Origin of the sequence: Pseudomonas sp. EA_65y_Pfl1_P113 (genome assembly GCF_963970525.1) — a bacterium.
GTDB classification, from domain to species: domain Bacteria; phylum Pseudomonadota; class Gammaproteobacteria; order Pseudomonadales; family Pseudomonadaceae; genus Aquipseudomonas; species Aquipseudomonas tritici.
In genome coordinates this window covers 1-23189 of sequence record NZ_CAXAQM010000055.1, presented here as the reverse complement: position 1 = coordinate 23189, position 23189 = coordinate 1, and the positions used below count along the sequence as shown (strand labels likewise).

At 58.3% G+C, this 23189-nt stretch carries 19 protein-coding genes; 7 read left to right on the top strand and 12 right to left on the bottom strand.

What is annotated here, in order from left to right; genetic code table 11:
* Positions 1-242 (top strand): hypothetical protein (locus AACY52_RS27405; RefSeq protein WP_339561008.1); only part of this gene is annotated, 242 nt, incomplete at its 5' end.
* Here AACY52_RS27405 and glyA read toward each other — a convergent pair.
* Positions 202-1455 carry a serine hydroxymethyltransferase gene (gene glyA, locus AACY52_RS27400; RefSeq protein ID WP_049711455.1) on the bottom strand — a complete coding sequence of 418 codons (1254 nt, stop codon included), beginning with the start codon at positions 1453-1455 and terminating at the stop codon, positions 202-204. The genes AACY52_RS27405 and glyA overlap by 41 nt on opposite strands.
* Positions 1456-1520: 65 nt before the next feature.
* On the opposite strand from glyA, the gene AACY52_RS27395 reads away from it, so the two are divergent.
* Entirely contained in the window at positions 1521-1649 is a 129-nt protein-coding gene (locus AACY52_RS27395; protein ID WP_339561007.1) for a hypothetical protein, read from the top strand.
* A 19-nt stretch (positions 1650-1668) separates the two neighbouring features.
* On the opposite strand, the gene AACY52_RS27390 is transcribed toward AACY52_RS27395, so the two are convergent.
* Positions 1669-5520, bottom strand: coding sequence for an EAL domain-containing protein (locus tag AACY52_RS27390; protein WP_339561006.1), 3852 nt, complete (start codon positions 5518-5520; stop codon positions 1669-1671).
* A 315-nt stretch (positions 5521-5835) separates the two neighbouring features.
* Here AACY52_RS27390 and ettA point away from each other — a divergent pair, with 315 nt between their 5' ends.
* The gene (ettA, locus tag AACY52_RS27385) at positions 5836-7500 is read left to right on the top strand and encodes an energy-dependent translational throttle protein EttA (RefSeq protein WP_339436780.1); all 1665 of its coding nucleotides are present in this window, start codon (positions 5836-5838) and stop codon (positions 7498-7500) included.
* Between the two features lie 342 nt (positions 7501-7842).
* Entirely contained in the window at positions 7843-9180 is a 1338-nt protein-coding gene (gdhA, locus tag AACY52_RS27380; protein WP_339416809.1) for an NADP-specific glutamate dehydrogenase, read from the top strand.
* Here the strand turns inward: gdhA and AACY52_RS27375 are convergent.
* The 6 genes from AACY52_RS27375 to AACY52_RS27350 form a co-directional block, all read right to left on the bottom strand.
* Positions 9177-9674 (bottom strand): GreA/GreB family elongation factor, encoded by a 498-nt coding sequence (locus AACY52_RS27375; protein ID WP_339471440.1) that lies wholly within the window; start codon positions 9672-9674, stop codon positions 9177-9179. The genes gdhA and AACY52_RS27375 overlap by 4 nt on opposite strands.
* Before the next feature lie 70 nt (positions 9675-9744).
* On the bottom strand, positions 9745-10101 hold the full coding sequence (locus AACY52_RS27370) for a hypothetical protein (RefSeq protein ID WP_339416807.1): 357 nt from the start codon (positions 10099-10101) through the stop codon (positions 9745-9747).
* Positions 10102-10378: 277 nt separating this feature from the next.
* The gene (locus AACY52_RS27365) at positions 10379-11464 is read right to left on the bottom strand and encodes a type I restriction endonuclease (protein WP_339416806.1); all 1086 of its coding nucleotides are present in this window, start codon (positions 11462-11464) and stop codon (positions 10379-10381) included.
* Between the two features lie 214 nt (positions 11465-11678).
* A complete protein-coding gene (locus AACY52_RS27360) occupies positions 11679-11978 on the bottom strand; it encodes a chorismate mutase (RefSeq protein WP_339561005.1) in 300 nt (99 codons plus the stop codon).
* A 101-nt stretch (positions 11979-12079) separates the two neighbouring features.
* On the bottom strand, positions 12080-13933 hold the full coding sequence (locus AACY52_RS27355; RefSeq protein WP_339416804.1) for a DUF4105 domain-containing protein: 1854 nt from the start codon (positions 13931-13933) through the stop codon (positions 12080-12082).
* A gap of 93 nt (positions 13934-14026) precedes the next feature.
* Positions 14027-14515 (bottom strand): DUF3015 domain-containing protein, encoded by a 489-nt coding sequence (locus AACY52_RS27350; protein WP_339436782.1) that lies wholly within the window; start codon positions 14513-14515, stop codon positions 14027-14029.
* A 267-nt stretch (positions 14516-14782) separates the two neighbouring features.
* Between AACY52_RS27350 and AACY52_RS27345 the strand changes: the two genes are divergently transcribed.
* A complete protein-coding gene (locus AACY52_RS27345; RefSeq protein ID WP_339416803.1) occupies positions 14783-17221 on the top strand; it encodes an AAA family ATPase in 2439 nt (812 codons plus the stop codon).
* A gap of 314 nt (positions 17222-17535) precedes the next feature.
* Positions 17536-17844 (top strand): hypothetical protein, encoded by a 309-nt coding sequence (locus AACY52_RS27340; RefSeq protein ID WP_339416802.1) that lies wholly within the window; start codon positions 17536-17538, stop codon positions 17842-17844.
* A gap of 3 nt (positions 17845-17847) precedes the next feature.
* On the opposite strand, the gene AACY52_RS27335 is transcribed toward AACY52_RS27340, so the two are convergent.
* Positions 17848-19671 (bottom strand): hypothetical protein, encoded by a 1824-nt coding sequence (locus AACY52_RS27335; protein ID WP_339561004.1) that lies wholly within the window; start codon positions 19669-19671, stop codon positions 17848-17850.
* Between the two features lie 164 nt (positions 19672-19835).
* Here AACY52_RS27335 and AACY52_RS27330 point away from each other — a divergent pair, with 164 nt between their 5' ends.
* The gene (locus AACY52_RS27330; protein ID WP_049711466.1) at positions 19836-20324 is read left to right on the top strand and encodes a TIGR00645 family protein; all 489 of its coding nucleotides are present in this window, start codon (positions 19836-19838) and stop codon (positions 20322-20324) included.
* A 14-nt stretch (positions 20325-20338) separates the two neighbouring features.
* Here the strand turns inward: AACY52_RS27330 and AACY52_RS27325 are convergent, their stop codons facing one another.
* The 3 genes from AACY52_RS27325 to AACY52_RS27315 all read right to left on the bottom strand — a co-directional run bounded on the left by AACY52_RS27325 (position 20339) and on the right by AACY52_RS27315 (position 22766).
* The gene (locus tag AACY52_RS27325; RefSeq protein ID WP_339561003.1) at positions 20339-21772 is read right to left on the bottom strand and encodes a glycosyltransferase family 39 protein; all 1434 of its coding nucleotides are present in this window, start codon (positions 21770-21772) and stop codon (positions 20339-20341) included.
* Positions 21773-21906: 134 nt separating this feature from the next.
* Positions 21907-22158 carry a hypothetical protein gene (locus AACY52_RS27320; protein WP_339561002.1) on the bottom strand — a complete coding sequence of 84 codons (252 nt, stop codon included), beginning with the start codon at positions 22156-22158 and terminating at the stop codon, positions 21907-21909.
* 347 nt (positions 22159-22505) lie between these two features.
* A complete protein-coding gene (locus AACY52_RS27315; RefSeq protein ID WP_339416792.1) occupies positions 22506-22766 on the bottom strand; it encodes a DUF6124 family protein in 261 nt (86 codons plus the stop codon).
* Between the last annotated feature and the right edge of the window lie 423 nt (positions 22767-23189).

Below are 23189 nucleotides of genomic sequence, written 5' to 3'. Positions count from 1 at the left end.
ACTCGGGTGCTGACACACCAGTGCTGGCTACGGCCTTTGCCCCGCACGCGTTCTATAACCTTACGATGAACCAGTTTGATGCGCGACAGCGCTACGTCGAAGATGTAGTGGGGCCTCCCACATTTTTGAACGCATTCCAAACTGAAATTGGCATAAAAAAGCCCGGCTCAAAAGCCGGGCTTCTTATTCAAGCAACTGCAATCAAGCGCCGTATACCGGCAGCTTTTTGCAGATGGCCTTGACCTTTTCACGGACCGCGTCGATCACGGCTTCGTTGTTCAGGTCAGCCAGGATGTCGCAGATCCAGCCGGCCAGTTCCTTGCACTCTGCTTCCTTGAAGCCGCGAGTGGTCACAGCTGGGGTACCGAAGCGCAGGCCGGAGGTGACGAACGGCGAACGTGGGTCGTTGGGTACGGAGTTCTTGTTCACGGTGATGAAGGCTTTGCCCAGGGCAGCGTCAGCATCTTTACCGGAAATGTCCTGCTTGATCAGCGACAGCAGGAACAGGTGGTTTTCAGTACCGCCGGACACCACGTCAAAGCCACGGGCGATAAACACTTCAGCCATGGCCTTGGCGTTCTTCACCACTTGTTGCTGATAAGTCTTGAACTCAGGCTGCAGCGCTTCCTTGAAGCAGATCGCTTTAGCGGCGATCACGTGCTCCAGCGGGCCACCTTGGGCGCCTGGGAATACGGCAGAGTTCAGCTTCTTTTCGATCTCGGCGTTGGCGCGCGCCAGGATCAGGCCGCCACGTGGACCGCGCAGGGTCTTGTGGGTGGTGGTGGTGACCACGTCAGCGTAAGGCACTGGGTTCGGGTAGACGCCCGCGGCGACCAGACCGGCTACGTGAGCCATGTCGACGAACAGGTAGGCGCCGACTTTGTCAGCGATTTCGCGAAAACGTGGGAAGTCGAGGATCTGCGAGTAGGCAGAGAAACCGGCCACGATCATTTTTGGCTTGTGCTCGACCGCCAGGCGCTCGACTTCGTCGTAGTCGATCAGGCCGTTGGCATCGATACCGTATTGAACGGCGTTGTACAGCTTGCCGGAGGACGAAACGCTGGCGCCGTGGGTCAAGTGACCGCCGTGGGCCAGGCTCATGCCCAGAATGGTGTCGCCACCTTGCAGCAGGGCCAGGTACACGGCGCTGTTGGCTTGGGAGCCGGCGTGCGGCTGGACGTTGGCGTAATCAGCGCCGAACAGTTCTTTTGCACGGTCGATGGCCAACTGCTCAACCACGTCGACGTACTCGCAACCACCGTAGTAGCGCTTGCCAGGGTAGCCTTCGGCGTACTTGTTGGTCAGCACCGAACCTTGAGCCTCCATCACCGCAGGGCTGGTGTAGTTTTCCGAAGCGATCAGCTCAATGTGCTCTTCCTGGCGCACGGCTTCTTGCTCCATGGCGGCGAAGAGATCGGCGTCGTACTTGGCAATGGTCAAATCACGGCTGAACATGGCGGTCCTCAAGGATCGGGGGCAGAAAAGGAGGGCATTCTAACCCAGGCGCTTTTAGAAGGGGTATGAAAGGTAATCATGCGATGAAGCGCCGGCTTCAAGTTGCAAGCTGCAAGCCTCAAGTAAAAGCAGATTTGCCCTTGCTTGCCGCCTACAGCTTGAAGCTTGCCGCTGCCCTCTTCATGGTCGATTGATTAGAGCTGTTAGCTCCAATCAATCGAACATGAAGAGGGCGTCGTTACTGAACTGCGCCTCAAACCGATTCGCCGGCATCGGTCGCCCAAACAGGTAGCCCTGCACTTCATCGCAGCCATGCTCACGCAGGAAGTCCAGTTGCTCATGGGTTTCCACGCCTTCAGCGATCACCGCCAGGTTCAGGCTGTGGGCCATGGCGATAATGGCCCGGGCGATCTGTGCATCCTGCTCGCCTGACGGCAGGCCATCGACAAAGGTGCGGTCGATCTTCAACACGTCGATAGGGAATTGCTTGAGGTAATTGAGCGACGAATAACCCGTGCCGAAGTCGTCCACCGCAATGCTCAGGCCCAGGTTTTTCAGGCTGTCGAGAATATGCATGGCCTCGTTGACTTCGCGCATCAGGATACTTTCGGTCAGCTCCAGCTCCAGGCACGCCGGCGGCAGGCCAGTGTCCTTGAGGATAGTGGCAATGCGCGTGCCCAACTGGCCGTCGGAGAACTGCCGCGCGGAGATGTTCACCGAGACTTTCGGCACGCGCACCTTGTTCTGATGCCAGGTCTTGAGCTGGCGACAGGCTTCGCTGATCACCCAGTCGCCGACGTCCACCACCAGGCCCAACTCTTCCAGCACCGGGATGAAGTCCCCCGGCGGCACCAGCCCGCGACGCGGGTGGCGCCAGCGCAGCAGGGCTTCGGCGCCCGTCAGGCGCTTGCCGTCGCCGCTGAACTGCGGCTGGTAATAGAGCACGAATTCGTCCTGTTCCAGGGCGTGGCGCAAATCGCTTTCCAGCTCCAGGCGCTCCAGGGCGCTGGCGTTCATGTCCGACTGGTAGAACTGGAAATTGTTCTTGCCGCGCTCCTTGGCGTGATACATCGCGGTGTCGGCGTTTTTCATCAGTTGGCTCAGCTCGTTACCGTCTTGCGGGCTGAGGGCGATGCCGATACTGGCGGTCACAAAGAATTCTCGTCCTTCTAATACAAAGGGTTTTACCAGGCTGGCGAGGATCTGCTCGGCCACATGGATCGCGCGGTTCAGCGCCATTTCACGGTTGACCCGTGGCTGCAGGAGCAACGTGAACTCGTCGCCACCCATGCGCGCCACGGTGTCGTCTTCGGCCACGCAACCCAGCAGGCGCGTGGCCATTTCCTTGAGCATACGGTCGCCGGCGGCGTGGCCCAGGGAGTCATTGATCGGTTTGAAGCGGTCGAGGTCGAGGAACATCAGCACTACCCACGACTTTTGCCGTTCGGCCGACTGCAACGCGGTGTGCAGGCGATCCTGGAACAGCGTGCGGTTGGGCAGGTGGGTCAGGGCGTCATAGTAGGCCAGGCGGTGGATGCGCTGTTCGCTGGCCTTGCGCTCGCTGATATCACTGAAAAAGCACACGTAGCTGGCCAGGTCGCCCTCATCGTCAAACACGGCAGTGATGCCGACCCACGCCGGGTAATGCTCGCCGTTACGGCGCTTGAGCCACACTTCGCCTTCCCAGGTGCTGTGCTGATGCAGTTGCTTGAGCACGTAGCGCAGGTGGGCTTCCTGCTGTTCGTCGACGGTGAGCATGTTTGGCAATTGATCGAGCACATCGCTGACCGCATAGCCGCTGACCCGGCTGAACGCCTCGTTGGCCTGCACGATATAACCCGCCGGGTCGGTGATCAGGATCGCCGACGTGGAGTGCTCGAATACCGTGGCCGCCATGCGCAGGTCTTTCTCGGCGCGGCGCTGCTGGCTGATGTCGCGACCCACGCCGAGGATGCCCTCAAAGGCGCCGTGTTCGTCCCACACCAGCACCACGCGCAACTCAATCGGCACTTTGCGACCGTCGGCGCGCAGGCAATCGAACAGGAACAACTGGGTTTGAATGTCATCACGCAGCTTGTTCAGCGCCTCGGTATCGCCCAGCGCGCGGCTGACCTGCTCCATCAGGCTATAAATGCCGGTCAGTTGCTGCGGGTTGGCAATGATCGACTGCCAGCCGTTCTTGAACACCCAATCCACGTCATAGCCCAGCACGGCATTGACCGACGGGCTGACATAGTTGAGGGCCAATTGGCTGTCGGTGGAGCAGATCACGTCGCTGATGCTTTCGGCCAGCATGCGGTAGCGCTGTTCGCTGTCGCGCAGGGATTCACTGGCTTCGATCTGGTCGGTGATGTCCTTGGCCACGCCGATGATCCGGCTGATCTGCGCGGTTTCTTCGCGGGCCAGGGCTTGTTCACGGATATCGAAACGGCGCCACTGGTTATCGCGATGACGGAAGCGCAGTTGGCAGTGCAACTGCGTGGTGTAGCCGACATTGCGCTGCTGCTGGCGCAAATCGTGGTAATGCTCGCCGTCCTCGGGGTGCAGCAGGATTTCCCAGAAGTACTCGCCCATTTGCTGCAGTTCGGCCTTGTTGTAGCCGAGGGTGTGGCCCAAATGGTGGTTGCTGAAGATCATGCGCTGGCTGATCACATCCTGCACATACAGGTGGTCGGGCACGGTGCGGACCACGTCTGACCAGAAGCTTTCCCGTTCGACCAGCGACAGCTCGATCAGCTTGCGGCTGGTGATATCGCTGATACTGAGGATCACTGCCTTGAAGTCGTCTTGTTGCTCTGGCATGCGCATCACCAGCCACAGGTATTGGTCGTTGCCGGCCACGTCCTTGAGCTGGATTTCCAGCTCCAGCTGGTTCTGTTGGGTCAGGACAGCATCGAGTATCTGGTAACCGATGGACGTGGCATTGCGCGGGCAGTCATCGATCAGGCGTCCCCAGGCCTCCTCGCAGGAGCCCACGTTCAACAGGCGCACCGCCACCTGGTTGACCTCGGTGATGCGCAACTCCTTGAGCAGTCGCTGGCGCTCGTCGGGGTTGGCCTGCATCCAGGTGTGCAATTGCTCGCGGGTCTGCAACCCGGTCTTGTCGAAGAAACCGTTCAGGCCCGACAGGTCAAGCACGCACAGGGCCACGCCGGTGCCTTCGAAAATATCCTGGTAGCGCCGCCGGCCTTCATGCACTTGGCGCTGGCGGCGCCGCATGTTCAACAGCACGATCACCGGGATCAGCGAGAACGCCAGGCCCAACAGGCATTTGCCGATAAACGCCGGCAGCAGTTGCTCCAGCACGGCGGTGCGGTCGAATAGCCCACGCAATTGCCAGTCGCTCTTGCTCAGAGGCGTGACCAGTACGCTTTTATTCAGTTCGTCCGGTGTGAGGGCGCTGGCCCACTGGGCCGGCATGCCGCTGTCACGACTGATGACGCGGTGGTTGATGCGATTCTCGATGACCCACATCGGGCGTTGGCCCTGGCTGTCCTGGGGGGTGAGGTTGGCCAGATAGTTGGGTGCCAGGCGCAACGCCCAGTACATCCTTGAACCGCCGCTGGGCTGGTGCAACAACAGATAGATGAGGGTGCCGTCGTCGTTGTTGCTCAGGTAATAGGACTGGGAGTGGCTGCGCTGCACCAGCTCTTCAAGCCAGGCGCCGTCCTGGCTGTCAGTGGCGCTGTCACTGATCATCGCGCCGCTGGGGGCGAGCAGGGCAATGCTGCGTAGCTCCGGCAGCGAGCGCTGCAAGGTGCGCATCAAGGCCTGTTGCTGTTCGCTGTCGCGCGGTGGCTCGACCATCGGTAGTAGGTTCAGAGCGATTTTTGCGCTCAGGGCCATGTTCAGGCTGATCTGTTCTGCCAGGTCGGCACTGTAGTCGATGGTGTATTGCTGCTGGTTCTTCTGGTTTTGCTGCAACTGGTCAAGCAGTTGCCAGAACAATAAGGCGAGCAGCATGAGGACGAGCGTCGCCAATGCGCCTTTGAGGGTGCCGTGCAGGGGCGCTCCCGGCGCTATATGAGCGGCGCGCAGGGGAGTAGGCGGCGTGACTTTGGACAAGCTGTGATCCTGCGGTTTGGCTGGACTGGCGCGCGACATGCACTATAAGCCGGACGCCCGGAGGGCGGCTAGCATGCCCTGACTTGTGGCAAAGTGCCAGCCCCGCCTGGCGGGACACAAGTCAGGCACCTGTGTGGATCAGGTTGTCTGCCAAGCATGAGGGGGGGCTGGAACCTCTGAAGGTATGGGCGGCTAATCTAATAGATAGATTTCGATACGCCCGGCCACTTAGGTTAACCTTGAGGATTCGCAATGCTATGTACAGCGCCATGACGCTACGTAGGCCTGTTCTCACTTTTTCATGAGGTCCACATTTTGGCTCAATACGTCTTCACCATGCATCGGCTGGGCAAAGTTGTCCCTCCGAAGCGGGAAATCCTGAAAAACATTTCGCTGTCCTTTTTCCCTGGCGCCAAGATTGGCGTGCTCGGCCTCAACGGTTCGGGTAAGTCCACGCTGCTGAAAATCATGGCCGGCGTCGACACCGAGTTCGAAGGCGAAGCCCGCCCGATGCCCGATCTGAACATTGGCTACCTGCCGCAAGAACCGATCCTGGACCCGACCAAGACCGTGCGCGAAGTGGTTGAAGAAGCCGTCAGCGTGATCAAAAACGCCCAGGCGCGCCTCGACGAGGTTTACGCCGCGTACGCTGAAGAAGACGCCGACTTCGACAAACTGGCGGCCGAACAAGCCAAGCTCGAAGCCATCCTGCAGGCCAGCGACGGTCACAACCTGGAGCGTCAGCTGGAAGTTGCCGCCGACGCGTTGCGTCTGCCGGCATGGGACGCCAAGGTCGAATTCCTGTCCGGTGGTGAAAAGCGCCGTGTGGCCCTGTGCCGCCTGCTGCTGTCGGCCCCTGACATGCTGCTGCTTGACGAACCGACCAACCACTTGGACGCCGATTCCGTCGCCTGGCTGGAGCATTTCCTTCACGATTTCCCGGGCACCGTGGTTGCGATTACGCACGACCGGTACTTCCTGGACAACGTGGCCGGCTGGATCCTCGAGCTCGACCGTGGCGCCGGTATCCCTTACGAGGGCAACTACTCCGGCTGGCTGGAAGCCAAGTCCGACCGTCTGGCTGCCGAATCCAAGCAACAATCGGCCCATGAAAAAGCCATGAAGGAAGAACTGGAGTGGGTGCGCAAAGGCGCCAAGGCTCGTCAGTCCAAATCCAAAGCACGTCTGCAACGCTTCGAAGAAATGCAATCGCAGGAATTCCAGAAGCGCAGCGAAACCAACGAGATCTACATCCCGGCCGGCCCACGCTTGGGCGACAAGGTCATCGAGTTCAAGAACGTATCCAAAGGTTATGGCGACCGTGTGCTGATCGACAACCTATCGTTCTCGATGCCAAAAGGTGCGATCGTTGGCGTTATTGGCGGTAACGGTGCGGGTAAATCCACGCTGTTCCGTATGCTGATGGGCAAGGAAGCGCCGGATTCGGGCTCTATCGAAGTCGGTGAAACCGTGCAGCTGGCCTGTGTGGACCAGAGCCGCGAAGACCTCGACGGCAGCAAGACGGTGTTCCAGCAGATTTCCGACGGCTCTGACCAGATCCGCATCGGCAACTATGAAATCCCGTCGCGTACCTACGTGGGTCGTTTCAACTTCAAGGGCGGCGATCAGCAGAAGTTCGTCAAGGACTTGTCCGGCGGTGAGCGCGGTCGCTTGCACTTGGCCCTGACCCTGAAAGAGGGCGGCAACGTCCTGCTGCTCGACGAACCGTCCAACGACCTCGATGTTGAAACCTTGCGTTCCCTGGAAGAAGCGCTGTTGGACTTCCCTGGCGCCGCCATTGTGATCTCTCACGATCGGTGGTTCCTTGACCGCGTCGCGACTCACATCCTGGCGTACGAGGATGACTCCCAGGCGGTGTTCTTCGAAGGTAACTACACCGAGTACGAAGCGGACCGCAAGAAGCGTTTGGGCGATGCTGCTGCCCAGCCGCACCGTGTGCGTCACAAGAAACTGGCCTGATTGGGTCAGTGGTTTGAAAGAGCGGAGCCTTCGGGCTCCGTTTTTTTTTGCGTGCTGTCTGAAAGACCTGGGTGGATTCATTCGCGAGCAAGCCCACACATTCGACCGCATTCCAGCGTTGAAACCGATCAAATGTGTGCGGGCTTGCTCGCGAGTGCGGTTTGGCTGTTGGTGCATGCTCCAAGCCTGAGTCCCTTATTTGGTGCAGATAAACGCGGTTATTTATATCTAATGCACCATTTAAATTCATAAAGGCGACATCTTGCGCTTTTCAGGTGCATGACGAGTTGCTAAGGTCGGGCTCAATCTCATTTAAAAACAATCAATCTGCCGAGACTTTTCATGATCGAATCCGTCGAATCCTTCCTCGCTCGCCTCAAGAAACGCGACCCTGACCAGCCCGAATTCCACCAGGCAGTAGAAGAAGTCCTACGCAGCCTGTGGCCGTTTCTTGAAGCCAACCCTCACTACCTGGCATCGGGCATCCTGGAGCGCATCTGCGAGCCGGAACGCGCCATTACCTTCCGAGTGTCGTGGGTGGATGATCATGGCAAGGTCCAGGTCAATCGCGGTTTTCGTATCCAGATGAACAGCGCCATTGGTCCCTATAAAGGTGGCCTGCGCTTCCACCCTTCGGTGAACCTGGGCGTGCTGAAGTTCCTCGCCTTCGAGCAGACCTTCAAGAACTCGCTGACCTCGCTGCCTATGGGCGGCGGCAAGGGCGGCTCGGACTTTGATCCCAAGGGCAAGAGCGATGCTGAAGTCATGCGCTTCTGCCAATCCTTCATGAGCGAGCTGTATCGCCATATTGGCGCGGACGTGGACGTGCCGGCCGGCGATATCGGCGTGGGCGCCCGTGAAATCGGCTTCCTGTTTGGTCAGTACAAGCGCCTGAGCAACCAATTCACCTCGGTGTTGACCGGCAAGGGCTTGACCTACGGCGGCAGCCTGATTCGCCCGGAAGCCACCGGCTTCGGTTGCGTGTACTTCGCCGAGGAAATGCTCAAGCGCAATAACCAGCGTGTCGAGGGCAAGCGTGTGGCAGTGTCCGGCTCCGGCAACGTGGCGCAATACGCGGCGCGCAAGGTCATGGACCTGGGCGGCAAGGTGATCTCCCTGTCCGATTCCGAAGGCACCCTGTACGCCGAAAGCGGTTTGACCGAAGAACAATGGTCGGCCTTGCTTGAGCTGAAAAACGTGCAACGCGGGCGCATCAGCGAACTGGCCGAGCGTTTTGGCCTGGAGTTCCGCAAAGGCCAGACCCCATGGGAACTGGCTTGCGACATCGCGCTGCCTTGCGCCACTCAGAACGAACTCAATGCCGATGCTGCGCGCACCCTGCTGCGCAACGGCTGCCTCTGCGTGGCCGAAGGCGCCAATATGCCAACCACGTTAGACGCTGTGGATATCTTTATCGAGGCGGGCATTCTCTTCGCACCGGGCAAAGCCTCCAACGCCGGCGGTGTCGCGGTGAGTGGCCTGGAAATGTCGCAGAACGCCATGCGCCTGCTATGGACGGCGGGCGAAGTGGACAGCAAGCTGCACGCCATCATGCAGTCGATCCACCATGCCTGCGTGCATTACGGCGAAGAAAACGGTCGGATCAACTACGTGAAAGGCGCGAATATCGCGGGCTTTGTGAAAGTGGCCGACGCGATGCTGGCCCAAGGCATCGTCTAAGCCTCGGGCTCGATGCGCAGCACCTCGATCAACTGATCGCCGACGGGGCGCTTCCACAGCACCTCGTCGCCGACCTGAGCGCCCAGCAATGCAAGGCCCAGGGGCGAGCCCCAATTGATCAAGCCTGCACCGGCGTCGGCCTGGTCTTCACCGACCAACTGAATACGCTGCTGCTCGTCCTGATCATTGGCGAAGGTCACCCAACTGCCGATCTGCACCTTATCGCTGGAAGTGGCCGATGCGACCACTTGGGCGCTCTGCACCCGTTGGTTGAAGTAACGCAAATCCCGTTCAAGGTCGGCCTGGCGTTGTTTGTCAGCGTGCTCGCCCTTGGCGGATTCTGCGCTGTGTTCCTGCTGCAACTGCGCAACCTTGGCCTGCAACTGCGCTAACCCTTGCGCAGTTAGGCGGTTGGGCTGCTGGCTCACTTGACGCTCCACCGGCGGGTCGGCCTGGTCGGCGGCGTTGTCCTCGTTTACAAAAGCTCGGCTCATGGCGTTCTCCCTCTATGGAGTTTGGGCCATGTTCGCCGTGCATTAGTTTCGATGGATGTCTGAAAGCGACCTATTGCGAGCGATAGGCCCTGGCGGCGTCGCGGTCTTTCTCGTGCTGCCAGGCGCGCTCTCGGTCATCCCAGTGGTTGTCCTTGTAGTTTCGCAACTCTTCGTTTTCACGCATGGCCTTGCACTGGCGAAAGCCATCCTCCCAGCCTTCGGCATATTGCCGATCCTTCAGATAACGCGGCACATTTTTGCGAAACTCCCCGGTAATCACCCCGGCAGCCTGGCGACCGCTGCTGCAGCCATCGTCAAAACCGTCGGCAAAAGCCGGTGGGTACCCCTTGGCCAGCAAATCCTGATGGGTCGTTTGACAACCCGCCAGCCACACCACCGCACACAGCAATAACGCAAACCGCCACATGGCGTACTCCCTGGCCGTTTCACGGCTGATAGGGAGAGTTTAGAAGGGGATTTGTCAGGGCGGTGTGAAAGGGAAGTGAGAAAGGTGTTGGGCGGTGAGCGCGGCACTTGTAGTGAGCGGGCTTGCCCCGCGCGGGGCTGCGAAGCGGCCCTAATTAAGACAACCGCGGTATGGCTGGCGGTCCCCACTGAGTAGTTTTGGGGCCGCTGCGCAGCCCCGCTCACCACACGGTTATCGACGATTTCGCGAGCGTATTCTAACTAACGCTCTGCGGCCTTCAGTCGTAATAACCCACTGTTTTTTTCAACTGATCGGCGTACTCGTAAATTTCATCAATGGATGAAATCGCGTGCCGTGTTTCATTTTTTTCCTCGTCGAATATTCCGAGGTATTTCTGACTGCGATTGAAGTGAAGACGGCAAATCGGCTTGCGATTATTGTCGTCCAGTAATATCCCAAAATAGCTTTGTGTATCTCTTTGAACAATCCGCTTGGCATCGACCACCGATCGAACAACGGCTCGGACGATGTGATAGCCCTCCAGCTCTTCAAGCGTCGTCAGAATTTTATCTTCTGACTCGTCTCTATCCTGCGCATCTGAATTGGCACTGTGCGCGACGGGCATTGATGCCATTGTTGGTTGGATGGCTCCGCTCATCGCTGACTTGAGTCGATCATTGATCTGATCGTTCAAAAACTGAGCTAACGCTTTTCGTGTCAGTTCGAAAAACTGCTCGCGCACTTTCTGTGTGATGACACCTTCGTAAACTCTGGATGCGAAAAATTTAACGAAGTCGTCTTCCGGTTTGCTGACCTGTAAGCCAATGAGCTTTTTGAGTTGACTGACGTATTTCAGCTCTCCAGCGGCATTGATTATTGAGTCAACGTCGAATGCCGACTTGGTGAGTTTGATCAACTCTGGTACGGAGTACTCATCAATGTCTAATAAATCCAATTCTAGAAATGGCTTTTCATCCATTTTATTTGGAGCGTCCAAGTCGGTAAAAAATCTGTAGACCTGGCCGTTTGTGAGGATTGAGATTCTTGCGCTCGTGACATGAAAGTATCGAAAAAGCTGCGATGCATGATTGATGCTCAATGACTCACCGATTTTTTTGCATTCGATCAGTATTTGGACCTCACCCTCTTTCATGATCGCATAGTCGATCTTTTCGCCTTTCTTCGTCCCTACATCACAGACAAATTCAGGCATCACTTCTTGTGGATCAAATACGTCGTAGCCCAACACCGTATTGATAAAGGGCATTACGAAAGCATTTTTTGTCGCTTCTTCTGTTTGAATGGCGGGGCCTTGCAGACGAACCTTCGCTGCCAGGCTGGTGAGTTTTTCAAAAAAATCCATATAAGCCTCTACCTATTCAGATCCGTGGATAGACGTGGTGGCGATTTGATTGCTACCCGAGACTAGACACAAATCCTCATAAAGCGAGGCTTCGTCGAAGCAAGTTTGTGAATGTTAAAAAAAGCTAAAAAATCCTCTGATTATTCTCGCTTGAAAATCAATAGGTTAAATGTGTGTGAAGGATTTCTGTAGAGATGAATATAGTTGGCAATTCTTAACTGGTTTGTACGAGCGCAGCATGCTCAGCCAACTCCTGCTGAATAAACGCCGCAATCATTGCCCGATACACCTGCTCAGTGACCTCTGGATTGGCGCCTACTGTCTGCGACAAATCCCGGACTTTGGTGATTACCTGTTCAACTCGCTGGGGAGCCTTTACGTCATCGGCATCTTTTTTGAAGCGCGCTGCCTGGAAGACATAACGACCTCGCTCGGCGAGCAGGGTGACAATTTGCTGGTCGAGTCGGTCGATGTGGGTTCGGACTTCTTCCAGAGTTGTGCAGGTAACGGCCATGTCGTTTGAACTCCTTGAGAGGTCTCTGAATAAACTCGGGCCAAATGTGGGAGGGGCAAGCCCCTCCCACATTTGATCTGTGTTGAGCTTTAGGGGCCGGTTCAGTAGTGATACCACTTCACCTCAAGCATCACTTCGTTGACTGGCGTGGAAAGGTGGCTGTACTCGCGCTGCGCACTCAACCGCAGCCCCAGGTTGCGTGACAGCTCCCACTGCTGGTTCAAGCTGATGCTGCGCCGCACTTCGCCATTGGTGAAGAAATCACCCTTGGCTTCCAAACTCAAATTACCCAGCGGATTCCTCCACAACACCCCGGTATTGAACCCGGCTGCCGGGGAGATGGCTTCGTTGAAGTCGTTGTTATGTTCCACGCGTACGGTGCCAAGGGCGAAGCCGAGCATGTCGTCGCGCAGTTGCCAGGTGCCGCCGGCACCGCCGTTGACGTGGGCGACCAGGGTTTCGTCGTCGTGTTTGCCAGGCACGCGCTCCAGACCGCCGGTGACTTGCCATGACCAGGGTTGCAACAGCGCGTTGCGCGGGGTCAGGGAGCGGATGGTGGCCAGGTCCAGTTGCTGCAGTTGCCAGTGGTTGCCTTCGTACTGGCGCAGTTTCATTTGCAGGATTTCGATTTGCGCGCCGAGGGGGAAGCCTTCGGCGTTGTCGTTGAGGTCGTGGTAGGCCATGCGCAGGCCGTATTCACCAAAGGCTTTGTCGCCACGGGTGCCAATGCCGGCTTGCCATGTGCGCGATTCATGGCCGTTTTCCGGCAGGCCGGGCGGCACGATTTTAAGGTCGGGCGCAGGGTTCTGATTGATCGCGCGCAGCAGTTCGAAGCTGCGCTGGGAACGTACCGTGTCGCGCTCCAAGCCATTGGCGCGGTAGCGGCCCAGGCGGTAAGCGGCGTCGATGATCAGGGCCTGGCGCTCGCGGGGCAGGGCTTTGAAAGCGGGCTCCTGCAATTGTTTCTGGTCTTCGCTGACCTTCAATACCCATTGCTGCTCGTCGCTGTCGAGTGGCTTGGCGCGCTCCAGCAGTTCACGTTCGCGGGAAGGGCGGTAGTCGATCTTTTCTACCAGGCCGGCCTCTTTCACGGCCTTGACCGTGTCGGTCGGGATGGCGGTCAGCGGAAATTGTTCGGTCAGGCGTAGGCCAGGGCGCGCCACTTGCAGCAATTCCAGCAGACGATAGGAGCAGTTTTCGTCAAAGAAGAAGTAGTCGAACTGGATCTGCTTGAGCTCCCACACGTGCTCGACCATGCGTTCGGTCTCGACCTGGGTGAGGTTGAGGCGGTATTCCCACAGGTCGCGGTTCTCCAGGCTACGGTACTCGGAGAGTTTTTCCTGGTAGGGCACCAAGGCGAACAGGCCGGGATAACCCCCCATCAGGCCCTTCCAGGCGTAGAGAATGCTGTTGTCGGAGCCCTCGATATAGGCGCCGAAGTTAATCGCGTAGCTGAGCAGGGCGGTGTTGTTGCTTTGCACGTCGGCCTGGTCGATGCGCAGCAGGGTGTGGCCGAACATCGAGGAGGGGCTGTTGAGGTAGGCCGCCGGGAAGATCATCACCGCGCTATGGGGGGCGACGTCCTTGAACCACTGCTTGAATTCTTTGCAGTCCACGGCAGGCAGGTCAGTGAGCTGCAACTGATCCTTGAGCCAGCGGGTTCGTGCGGGGTACACGCACTGGGCATGTTTTTCACCCAGGCTGGCCGGCGCGTAAAGGGCGTCGACGGTGGCCTTGAGTTCCGCATCCGGGTGATGGGCGCCGTCAGGCGCGAGGAAAAACTTTTTATCGCTGACATAACTGCGCCAGCCGCTGATCTTGCCGGCTTCGTAGTGGCCCAGGGATAACCAGAAGGGGTCATTGGCCAATTGCTGCAAACGTTGATCATCGAGGTGCGGTGCCGCGTGCAGCGGGGCGCAGGCGAAGAGAGCCAGGCAAGCGAGGCGTTTGAGCATGGGGGCTACTTAAGTCGAAATAAAAAAAAGACCCAAGGGGGGACAGGTCGAAAAAATAAAACCCGCGCCTCGAAAGGCGCGGGCAGGTCGAGCTTAAGCCTGGGTAGCGTATTTCGCCAGACGGGCATCACTTTTCAGTACAGCAATGGTGTTGTTGTGCACGTCATCAGCCGTCACGTCAGCCTTGCTGAAGATTTGCTGGAAGTGCTCGTGAGTCACGGCAGCAAAGTGCTCGCGATCTTCCGGCGCAACACCCAGTACCACAGCGTAGGTAGTCAGCGCTTCGCCGTTACCCTTGGCCATGTCTTCGGACAGCTCGTTCATCATGCCATTCATGGCAATCCAGGACTTGCCGCCATAGGTCAGGGCGCTGTTGGTGCTGCAACCGTTGGTGCCCGAGGTCATGCCGAAGGTGGCGTTACCCGAAGTACCGTTGGTGGTAGAGGCCAGGAAGTGAGCTGGAGTACCGCGCTGGCCGTCAAACAACATGTTGCCCCAACCGCAGTTCGGGCCACCTGGTGCTTCTGCCATTGCATTGAGGGAGACGACGGTGAAGAGAGTACCGAGAAGGATCCGTTTCATAGCTTTGTTCTCTTTGTGTGCAAACCAATGGACAAGGGTTCAGGCACGTCAACGCGCCCTAGGGATCGGTTATTAGTCCAACCCGCGCAGTTTGGAGTTTAGGCACGTTCTAAGGGTTCCGTGTATTTTTATAAAACAATTCGCGATGTCGCACTATTTTTGCGGGGCGCATCCCGCGTCTGTGCTTTCCCTCAAGCGCGCCTTGCCAGAGCGCGTAACCGGGAGCCAGAATGCCGTTATCTGCCCCGCCTGATGTAAGGAAGCCCGATGCCTGATCCTGTTGCTGCCAGCTTGCGTCTAGCGCCCGATGCGCTGACTCGCCCTTTCTCCGCTGAACAGTTCAGCTTCTCGACCACCAATGATCTGGAGCCCTTTCGCGGTGTGCTTGGCCAGGAACGTGCGGTTGAAGCACTGCAGTTCGGTGTGGCCATGCCACGCCCCGGTTACAACGTATTTGTCATGGGCGAGCCCGGCACCGGCCGCTTTTCGTTCGTCAAACGTTACCTGAGGGCCGAAGGTAAACGCCTGCAGACTCCGGCAGATTGGGTTTACGTCAATAATTTCGATGAGCCTCGCGAACCCCGCGCCCTTGAATTGCCAGGCGGCGCTGCGGCGGCGTTCATTGCCGACATCAATGGCTTGGTCGACAACCTGGTTGCCACCTTCCCGGCGGTCTTCGAGCACCCGACGTATCAACAGCGCAAAAGCGCCATCGACCGCGCCTTCAACCAGCGCTACGACAAGGCCCTGGACGTAATCGAACGCCTGGCCCTGGAAAAAGGCGTAGCGCTGTACCGCGACAGCTCCAACATCGCCTTTACCCCGATGCTCGACGGCAAGGCGCTGGACGAGGCCGAGTTCTCGCAGTTGCCGGAAGCCGATCGCGAGCGTTTCCACACGGATATTTCCGAGCTGGAAGAGCGCCTCAACGAAGAGCTGGCCAGCCTGCCGCAGTGGAAGCGTGAGTCCAATAACCAACTGCGCCAGTTCAACGAAGAAACCATCACGCTGGCCCTGCAGCCTTTGCTCGCACCGCTGTCGGAAAAGTACGCGGAAAACGCCGCTGTCTGCGGTTATCTGCAAGCCATGCAGGTGTACCTGCTCAAGACCGTAGTCGAGCAATTGGTGGACGACGCCAAGACCGACGCCCAGGCGCGCAAGCTGCTTGAAGAGCAGTACTGCCCAAGCCTGGTGGTGGGGCATGCGGTCAACGGCGGCGCACCGGTGGTGTTTGAACCGCACCCGACCTACGACAACCTGTTCGGCCGTATCGAATACAGCACCGATCAGGGCGCGCTCTACACCACGTATCGCCAGTTGCGCCCAGGCGCCTTGCACCGCGCCAATGGCGGTTTCCTGATTCTTGAAGCCGAAAAAATGCTCAGCGAGCCGTTTGTCTGGGACGCCCTCAAGCGGTCCTTGCAGTCGCGCAAGCTGAAGATGGAATCGCCGTTGGGCGAGTTGGGCCGCCTGGCGACCGTCACCCTGAACCCGCAGATGATCCCGCTGCAGGTCAAGGTGATCATCATCGGCTCCCGCCAGTTGTACTACGCGTTGCAGGACGCCGATCCGGACTTCCAGGAGATGTTCCGGGTACTGGTGGATTTTGATGAAGACATCCCGATGGTCGATGAGAGCCTGGAGCAGTTCGCCCAGTTGCTCAAAACCCGCACGTCGGAAGAAGGCATGGCGCCGCTGACGTCGGATGCCGTGGCGCGGTTAGCCACCTACAGCGCGCGATTGGCCGAGCACCAAGGGCGCTTGTCGGCGCGCATTGGTGATTTGTTCCAGTTGGTCAGCGAAGCGGATTTCATTCGCCACCTGGCGGGCGACGAAATGACCGATGCCGGCCATATCGAGCGTGCACTCAAGGCCAAGGCCACGCGCACCGGGCGCGTGTCGGCACGGATTCTCGACGACATGCTGGCCGGGGTCATCCTGATCGACACCGCCGGCGCCGCCGTAGGCAAGTGCAACGGGCTGACGGTGCTGGAGGTGGGTGACTCGGCGTTCGGCGTGCCGGCGCGGATTTCCGCCACGGTGTACCCGGGTGGCAGCGGCATTGTCGACATCGAGCGTGAGGTTAACCTCGGCCAGCCGATTCACTCCAAGGGCGTGATGATCCTCACCGGTTACCTGGGTAGCCGTTATGCCCAGGAGTTCCCGCTGGCGATCTCGGCCAGCATCGCGCTGGAGCAATCCTACGGCTACGTGGACGGCGACAGTGCGTCCCTGGGCGAGGCGTGCACCTTGATCTCGGCCTTGTCGAAGACGCCACTCAAACAGTGCTTTGCCATCACCGGTTCGATCAACCAGTTTGGTGAAGTGCAGGCGGTGGGCGGGGTCAACGAGAAGATCGAAGGTTTCTTCCGCCTCTGTGAAGCACGCGGGTTGACCGGCGAGCAAGGCGCGATCATTCCGCAAGCCAACGTCGCCACGCTGATGCTTGATGAGAAGGTGCTGCAGGCTGTGCGCGCCGGGCAGTTCCATATCTATGCCGTGCGCCAGGCGGATGAAGCCTTGAGCCTGCTGGTGGGCGAGGACGCCGGTGAGCCGGATGCGCAAGGGCAGTTCCCGGAAGGCACGGTCAATGCGCGCGTGGTAGAGCGCTTGCGCGCGATTGCCGAGATGATCAGTGAGGACGACTTGAAGGAGGCGGAGAAGGAGTTGGCACAGGAGGCGCTGGCCGAAACCAAACCCACCTGACTTTTTGTCGTGAAGCGGTCAAGTGTGGGAGCTGGCTTACCCGCGATAGCGGTCTACCCGTCAACAGAATGTTGCCTGGACGTCAGTCATCGCAGGCGGGCCAGCTCCCAGATTGACGGTGGTGTATTTGAATAAATCCTGAAGCCGCCATAAATTTGACTGGGTTTGAGGGGCTAGCGCCGTTGGTCCCTACAGCCTTGGTTTGTCGCGGTTTTCTTCTATTCTGTGTTCAAGGGATATCCACAGGAGTCGCTGGATAGAGACAGCCTCGCCCCAGGCGCAGGTTGAACACCGATCTAACGAGGGTCGCCGCCATGCCGCGCAACCTTTGCCTCACCCGTCAGTGCTTTGGCCTGGTTACCCGTATCGAATGCTCCATTCGCCCTCTTGCGGGGGATAACGGCATGTGGACGTTGTTGTTTGCCGCCGGAATGACCGGCGAACAACCCTCCACTATCAAGTCCCAGGGCCCGTTTCACGGCCCCGTCGTGGCGGAAAACATTCTGGAATCCATCGTTGATAGCCTGACCCTGCATGGCTATGAGCAGGCGGGCGATCCGCAGATCTGGAGCCTGCACATGCAGGCCCATCTGCGACAGCTCAAGGGTGATACCCAGCACTGAGTGCTATTTGCTCTCGGGCTTGTCCAGCTTGACTTCAAAGCCGTACTGCACGGTGCTGAGGTCGGTGCGTTGGTAGCTTTCCAGTGACGTCGGCTGGCCGTAGAAATAATGCACATCAAACAGCGCCGTGCCGTATTCCTCGGCGCGGTGGCTCACACCCAGAATTTCCTTGAGGTAGTTGCCGCTGGCGTCCTTGGCGTAGAAGCGCCAGCTGTCGGCAGGGAATTCCTTCGGGTCCACGACCAGCGCGTTGTCCTTGAGCGACAGCCCTTTGGGTAGCTTGGCTAACTCAATGTCGGTTTTTTCAATGGTCGCCAGGAGCAGTGGAATCGAGCCCACCACAAACGCCGGGTTTTCCGGGAACAGGTTGAGGTCATAGGTGAGGGTGCCGCGCGCCGGGTTCAGTTCGAAGGCCTCAGTGGGCAATTCGATAGGCTCCCCCCGTTCGCCCTTTTCGTCGGCGGTAAAGAAGGTCACCGGCGATTCGCTGCTGTTGCGCTCACTGCCCACCAGGTCGTCATTAAAGGTGAACGGGTGGTCAAACACGATGTGTGCGGCGCTGGCGTCTTCGACCGACTGGCTGATGGTGACGCTTTTTTTCAGCTGGTCTTCGGTCATGCTCGCGTCTTTGAGCCAGCTGGCGGCGCTGTCGTCGTACACGGTAACCGGCATCGGCAAGGCCTCTACGGTTTGCTGCAGGCTGTTCTTGTCAAAACGCAGCACGGGCAGGTCGAGGTCTTTGCGGGTAAGCGTAGCGGTGGAGAAATCCAGCACGTTGACCTGCAGGCTGTCGATCAAACCGTTGAAATACACCTTGGCGTAATGGCTGCCCTGCTTGTGTTCGAAGGCTTTTTGCTGATCGGTGAGCTGTTTTTCAAACGCGTCCGACCAGACTTTCTGCTTTTGCATCTCGGCCAGTTGCTTCTCGTAGAACGCCACCTGTGCGCTGCTTTCGTTGATCGAGCCCGAGCGTGTGAGGAATTGCCCAGTGCTGTCCCGTGCCTGTACCAGCAGCGGGTTGGGCGACTCGTCACCCACTTCCGGTGCCAGTGGTTGGCTGTTGGTCAGCTCGATCTCGGCGTAGTTTTTCTCCAGGAGCAGCAGGTTGAGGGTGATATTGCCTTCCGTACGCTTGTGGCCGACGTCCTTTTTCGACAAATCAAACGTCAACACCTTGCCCGGCGCGACCACTTCAACGGTGCCCTTTAGGTTGACGGGTTGCGGCTGGCTCTTGTTGTCGGTTTCGATGCCGTCGATAAACGGGTAGGTCACCGTCAAATCGTCGGGGTTGGTCAGGTTGGAACTGCTGGGGCTCAGTTGGATGCCCGGATCGGTTTCCGACCATTCCGGCTGAAAGGAGATGACCTTGTTGTTGCTCAAGGTGACGGACCGCCATTCCAGGCTATGGGGAAACGGGAATGGGTTCGGGATACTGAAATTAAACGGGAAGACCGGCTGCAAGTCCGTCAAATAGTCGGAGTGTGAGGTTTTACGCAGCACGAACAGGCCATTGATGTAGGTGTCCACCAGCGCCTGGGGCGTGGGGTAGTGCCTGAGCAGGGCCAGGCTGTCTTCGCCGTATTCGGCTTCGATGGGCTTGGTGGCAAGCTTGACCCGTGCCCGTTCCAGAAACAGCAGCGAACCGCCAAGTTCGGCAACGGCTTCGCGCAGCTTGGGGTCCTGGATGCTGTCGAGGGAGTGTTCGAATTGTGCGGTTTTCTCTTCGAGGGTGGCCTGCTTCTGCTCGTCGCTGGGCGAGCAGCCGCCGGCCAGCAGCAATGCCGCGCACAGGCCGAGATTGGCCAAAGGGGATCGCACATCCATCATCTGAGTTTTCCTGTCCGACGTCATCGAGCCGATTTTTATTGGGCTCGACACTAGCAGAAAAATTCTCTTACAGATGCCGCCCAGCTCAGTTTTCTCGTGGTTACAGGTGTTTTGGAACCGCTGGTATACTCGCCACCATTTTTAGCCAAGCTGTGTGAGATCCCATGGAACGCTTTATCGAAAATACTATGTACGCCTCACGCTGGCTGTTGGCGCCCATCTACCTGGGGTTGTCCCTGGGCTTGCTGATCCTGGCGCTGAAGTTCTTCCAGGAAATCATTCACGTCATTCCCACTGTTTTTACCATGCTGGAATCCGAGGTGATCCTGCTGCTGTTGTCGTTGATCGACATGGCGCTGGTCGGTGGCTTGCTGGTGATGGTGATGATTTCCGGCTACGAGAACTTCGTCTCGCAACTGGATATCGATGAAAACAAAGAAAAGCTCAACTGGCTCGGCACCATGGACTCTTCGTCGCTGAAGATGAAAGTCGCGGCCTCGATCGTGGCGATCTCGTCCATCCACCTGCTGCGCATCTTCATGGACGCCAAGAACGTCGATCCGGAGCATTTGATGTGGTACGTGATCATCCACATGACCTTTGTGGTGTCGGCGTTCGCCATGGGCTACCTGGACAAACTCACCAAGCACTGATGTTTGCGCCAGCCTTACTGCTCCACAAAATAGTAAGGCTGGCGATTGATCGACATCTCCTTGGCTACCCTCACTGGCGTGCTCAAACCGTTGGTGTGGTCCAGCAACGCAACGTTGCCGGGCTTGGCGGCGAGGTAATCGTGCAACTCGGCCTCGGTTTGCAGGATGGGCAGGTAGCCCCGCAGATAGAACACGCTGGCCCCGGCGATGCGTTCATTGGGCTGAAACAGCACAACTTCTTTGCCTTCGTCTTTGAGCGCCTGGATCTGGCTGATCACCGGCACGAACGATTGGCGCACGTCGGCCTTGGGCGCGAACCAGAAGGCGGCTGCCAGGTAGCAGGCCACGACCAGGGTGAAAGCGCTGCTGACGACTGTTCTATGGTGTTTATACAGCGCGGGCTTGTGGTCTTTCAGCCAGCCCAGCAGCACCCGCGCATATTCCGCCGCCAACACGGCGGCGGCCGGCGTCAGTGCCATCAGGTACACCGTGCGCTTGCTGGACGCCAGTGTCAGCAGGGTGAACTGCGCCACCAGCCAGACACTGAAAAACAGCCGGTAGCGGTTGCGCACCAGGCTTTTACGCAAATGCCACAGGCCCAGGTACACCAGGATATTCCAGGGCAGGAACGCCTCGGGCAGCTTGGCGATGTAGTAGTAGAACGGCTCGTAATGCCCAGCCTCGACAAACGAGCCGCTGAAGCGCCCGACGCTGTTGGTCAACAGCACTTCGGCCACCGCTTGCATACCACCGCGTTGGAACAGGAACCCCAACCAGATCACCAGCGGCACAAGCGCCAACAAGGTAAACAGCGCCGGCTTGAGCCAGTCGCCGATGCGCAGGCGCTTGTCCATCAGGCTGGTGCTGGCCAGGTACACAAAAATCACAATGCCCGGCATCGCCAGGCCCAGCACGCCTTTGCTTAGCGTGGCGATCACCATGCCAGCGGTAAACAGTGCCCAAGCGGCTGTGCTTGAACCTTGGCGCTCGGGCCGCACGGCTTGGTAAAACGCCAGCAGCGCAGTGGTCACACCCAGGCTGAGCAGCGAGTCTTCCCCCACGCCGCGCACATTGCTCCAGTAACTGGCCATGGTCGCCAGAATCAATGCCGCGCTGAACGCCAGCGTCTGCGGCCGGCCGAACCTGCGCAGCATGGCGTAGAGCAACATCACGCTGAACAACCCGGCAAATGCCGAGGCCAGGCGCACGGCCCAGGTGGTGCCGCCAAACAGGCGAATGGCCCCGGCATCGATCCACAGGCTCAGGGGCGGTTTTTCCAGGAAGGGCTCACGAAACAACTGGGGCACCACCCAGTTATTGTCCAGGTGCATGGCCATGGCGATCCCGGCGACGCGGGCTTCGGTGGAGCCTTGCAGCTCGTGGTTGCCCAGGGCAAAGAAGAACAACAGACCTGCGAGCAGGAGCAGCAGGGGAGCGGGACGTGTCATGGGTTGTGGCTACCGAGGCGGGGGACCGCTCGGGGGAGCGGTCATTGCTATCGGTTAGTATCTGTCAGTGTTTCTGAACGTTTCGTGAACAGATGGAAGAATAGTGAGGGGCGCCTATTGGGCGGTATAGGAAGTCACAGACGCGTGGTGTCTATTACAACAATTCCCAGCGGTTTTTTGCGCAGGAACCTGGAGTTACTGGTATGCCACCCCCACACCATCAAGATGATTGCCAGCGCTGGCGATGAGATCAGGGCGATCTTTTCAGCTACCGGGTTGAAATGTGCAGACGGCCAGATAATGAATATCCAGACCAGAATCAGCGCGGTGAAGAGTAGCAGGCCAATGGTGGTTGGTATCAGGTAGGCATAGGAGTTTTTGTTCAATGCGACGTTCGTCCTTGTAGTCAGAGTCTGCCGCTGGTGTCTCTCGGAGACAGGGCAGTAGTGCATCATTGAATTGTAATGGATGTGCCCCTTGGGTGGTGCGCCGAAAGCGTGAGCCGGGGAAATGAGACGATGGCAAATCGCAGACAAAGAAAAGCCCGCCATGGGGAGAAGCGGGCTTGAAAGGGATATTCACAAGGAGCTGGGATTACCATAGACGCTCAAGTGTGAAAGGGGGGTGAAAGCCTGAGCTCAGTATGAAGTGGTGATTGCCAGGGTGAGTTGTTGGACCGTTATCCGCGGCGTCAGCCTGCACGCGACTCGGCTTTTTTGATTGGCTACTGAGGTTACGTCGGGAACGGTTGCGCGTCAGCGGTGGAGGCCAGCGTGACGAGCACACGCTCAATGAGTAATCCGCCCAGCACCACTAGTTGCTGGCTACCCAAGAGTTTTTGACGGGTTAATCCGTCGAGTTCGAAGGCCAGGTCTGTGATGATAGCGTCCAGCGATGCAAGGGTTTCGCTGGCTTGGATCAGCAGTGTTTCGGGATCGATGTTTGGCGCGATGGTGAAGAGAGTCGCTGGAGGATTGGGCGTGATTTTTTTCATGATGAAGCTCCTACACTGTTAAAGGAGCTGCCGCCCCCTGCTGTCAAACAGGATTGGGTGGCAGCTGTACGCGGGTTGACAGGCCGGAAGTGTAGGAACCCGGCGCACCCGAAGATGCCCCACGCACAGCCGCCATGAACGAGCCGGAATGCGCGAAGCATGCCGCTAAATCAAGGGGGGTGAAAGGTTACACTTTTCGGCCTGTCAAAGCCGGTCGCTGATGAGCAGTTACTTGGGAACATTAGCGTTGGGGCGTGAAGTGCGCTAGTTCACCAACAGCGCGACATCGTGAAGGATGTAGTGGTCAACTAATTCCGGACACCTCGATAGGTGGTTTCGACGCCATTGCCCGTTCGTAAACGGTCGGTGGCAGATATCCCAGTTTTGAGTGCAGCCGCTCGTTGTTGTAAAACCCAACGATGT

Bases quoted from the DNA above. Each gene is read 5' to 3' on its own strand.
- glyA (WP_049711455.1), bottom strand. From the start codon at position 1,455: ATGTTCAGCCGTGATTTGACCATTGCCAAGTACGACGCCGATCTCTTC.
- AACY52_RS27395 (WP_339561007.1), top strand. From the start codon at position 1,521: ATGAAAGGTAATCATGCGATGAAGCGCCGGCTTCAAGTTGCAAGCTGC.
- gdhA (WP_339416809.1), top strand. From the start codon at position 7,843: ATGATCGAATCCGTCGAATCCTTCCTCGCTCGCCTCAAGAAACGCGAC.
- AACY52_RS27375 (WP_339471440.1), bottom strand. From the start codon at position 9,674: ATGAGCCGAGCTTTTGTAAACGAGGACAACGCCGCCGACCAGGCCGAC.
- AACY52_RS27370 (WP_339416807.1), bottom strand. From the start codon at position 10,101: ATGTGGCGGTTTGCGTTATTGCTGTGTGCGGTGGTGTGGCTGGCGGGT.
- AACY52_RS27365 (WP_339416806.1), bottom strand. From the start codon at position 11,464: ATGGATTTTTTTGAAAAACTCACCAGCCTGGCAGCGAAGGTTCGTCTG.
- AACY52_RS27360 (WP_339561005.1), bottom strand. From the start codon at position 11,978: ATGGCCGTTACCTGCACAACTCTGGAAGAAGTCCGAACCCACATCGAC.
- AACY52_RS27355 (WP_339416804.1), bottom strand. From the start codon at position 13,933: ATGCTCAAACGCCTCGCTTGCCTGGCTCTCTTCGCCTGCGCCCCGCTG.
- AACY52_RS27350 (WP_339436782.1), bottom strand. From the start codon at position 14,515: ATGAAACGGATCCTTCTCGGTACTCTCTTCACCGTCGTCTCCCTCAAT.
- AACY52_RS27345 (WP_339416803.1), top strand. From the start codon at position 14,783: ATGCCTGATCCTGTTGCTGCCAGCTTGCGTCTAGCGCCCGATGCGCTG.
- AACY52_RS27340 (WP_339416802.1), top strand. From the start codon at position 17,536: ATGCCGCGCAACCTTTGCCTCACCCGTCAGTGCTTTGGCCTGGTTACC.
- AACY52_RS27335 (WP_339561004.1), bottom strand. From the start codon at position 19,671: ATGATGGATGTGCGATCCCCTTTGGCCAATCTCGGCCTGTGCGCGGCA.
- AACY52_RS27330 (WP_049711466.1), top strand. From the start codon at position 19,836: ATGGAACGCTTTATCGAAAATACTATGTACGCCTCACGCTGGCTGTTG.
- AACY52_RS27325 (WP_339561003.1), bottom strand. From the start codon at position 21,772: ATGACACGTCCCGCTCCCCTGCTGCTCCTGCTCGCAGGTCTGTTGTTC.
- AACY52_RS27315 (WP_339416792.1), bottom strand. From the start codon at position 22,766: ATGAAAAAAATCACGCCCAATCCTCCAGCGACTCTCTTCACCATCGCG.